This is a genomic window from Sphingobacterium sp. N143 (assembly GCF_030325625.1).
In the GTDB taxonomy this organism is placed as follows: domain Bacteria; phylum Bacteroidota; class Bacteroidia; order Sphingobacteriales; family Sphingobacteriaceae; genus Sphingobacterium.
Genome location: NZ_JACAIS010000019.1, coordinates 1 through 1,775, shown reverse-complemented (window position 1 = coordinate 1,775; position 1,775 = coordinate 1). Strand labels below are relative to the sequence as shown.

Annotated in this window: 1 tRNA gene and 1 rRNA gene; both read left to right on the top strand. The window is 50.6% G+C overall.

Annotation, left to right across the window (positions count from 1 at the left end):
- Positions 1 to 50: 50 nt before the first annotated feature.
- Positions 51 to 1,580: ribosomal RNA gene (locus tag HX021_RS21630) — 16S ribosomal RNA — on the top strand.
- A 119-nt stretch (positions 1,581 to 1,699) separates the two neighbouring features.
- Positions 1,700 to 1,773, top strand: a tRNA-Ile gene (locus HX021_RS21625).
- Positions 1,774 to 1,775 lie beyond the last annotated feature (2 nt).

Sequence of the window (1,775 nt, the reverse complement as noted above, 5' to 3'; positions counted from 1 at the left end):
AAAAAAGAATTCTGATTATTATAAATAGTTGGAATCAAAAACTTCATTTTACAATGGAGAGTTTGATCCTGGCTCAGGATGAACGCTAGCGGCAGGCCTAATACATGCAAGTCGGACGGGATTTAAGCTAAAGCTTGCTTTAGCTTAATGAGAGTGGCGCACGGGTGCGTAACGCGTGAGCAACCTACCTCTATCAGGGGGATAGCCTCTCGAAAGAGAGATTAACACCGCATAACATCAACAGTTCGCATGTTCAGTTGATTAAATATTTATAGGATGGAGATGGGCTCGCGTGACATTAGCTAGTTGGTAGGGTAACGGCTTACCAAGGCGACGATGTCTAGGGGCTCTGAGAGGAGAATCCCCCACACTGGTACTGAGACACGGACCAGACTCCTACGGGAGGCAGCAGTAAGGAATATTGGTCAATGGGCGGAAGCCTGAACCAGCCATGCCGCGTGCAGGATGACTGCCCTATGGGTTGTAAACTGCTTTTGTCCAGGAATAACCGCAGGTACGTGTACCTGTCTGAATGTACTGGAAGAATAAGGATCGGCTAACTCCGTGCCAGCAGCCGCGGTAATACGGAGGATCCGAGCGTTATCCGGATTTATTGGGTTTAAAGGGTGCGTAGGCGGCCTGTTAAGTCAGGGGTGAAATACGGTGGCTCAACCATCGCAGTGCCTTTGATACTGATGGGCTTGAATCCATTTGAAGTGGGCGGAATAAGACAAGTAGCGGTGAAATGCATAGATATGTCTTAGAACTCCGATTGCGAAGGCAGCTCACTAAGCTGGTATTGACGCTGATGCACGAAAGCGTGGGGATCGAACAGGATTAGATACCCTGGTAGTCCACGCCCTAAACGATGATAACTCGATGTTGGCGATAGACAGCCAGCGTCTTAGCGAAAGCGTTAAGTTATCCACCTGGGGAGTACGCCCGCAAGGGTGAAACTCAAAGGAATTGACGGGGGCCCGCACAAGCGGAGGAGCATGTGGTTTAATTCGATGATACGCGAGGAACCTTACCCGGGCTTGAAAGTTACTGAAGGATGCAGAGACGCATCCGTCCTTCGGGACAGGAAACTAGGTGCTGCATGGCTGTCGTCAGCTCGTGCCGTGAGGTGTTGGGTTAAGTCCCGCAACGAGCGCAACCCCTATGTTTAGTTGCCAGCATGTAGTGGTGGGGACTCTAAACAGACTGCCTGTGCAAACAGCGAGGAAGGTGGGGACGACGTCAAGTCATCATGGCCCTTACGTCCGGGGCTACACACGTGCTACAATGGATGGTACAGCGGGCAGCTAGCTGGCAACAGCATGCTAATCTCTAAAAGCCATTCACAGTTCGGATTGGGGTCTGCAACTCGACCCCATGAAGTTGGATTCGCTAGTAATCGCGTATCAGCAATGACGCGGTGAATACGTTCCCGGGCCTTGTACACACCGCCCGTCAAGCCATGAAAGTTGGGGGTACCTAAAGCATGTTACCGCGAGGAGCGTGTTAGGGTAAAACCGATAATTGGGGCTAAGTCGTAACAAGGTAGCCGTACCGGAAGGTGCGGCTGGAATACCTCCTTTCTAGAGCATCTTAGGATCGGTGCTCGTCACGTACATATGATTGAAAAGAATAGAAACATCAGAAGAAAGTGCCCGCCCCGAGAGGAGCAGTACCGATAGAAGAGATGAACAGAATAGCTAGTCCCGTAGCTCAGTTGGTTAGAGCACTACACTGATAATGTAGGGGTCAGCAGTTCAAATCTGCTCGGGACTACT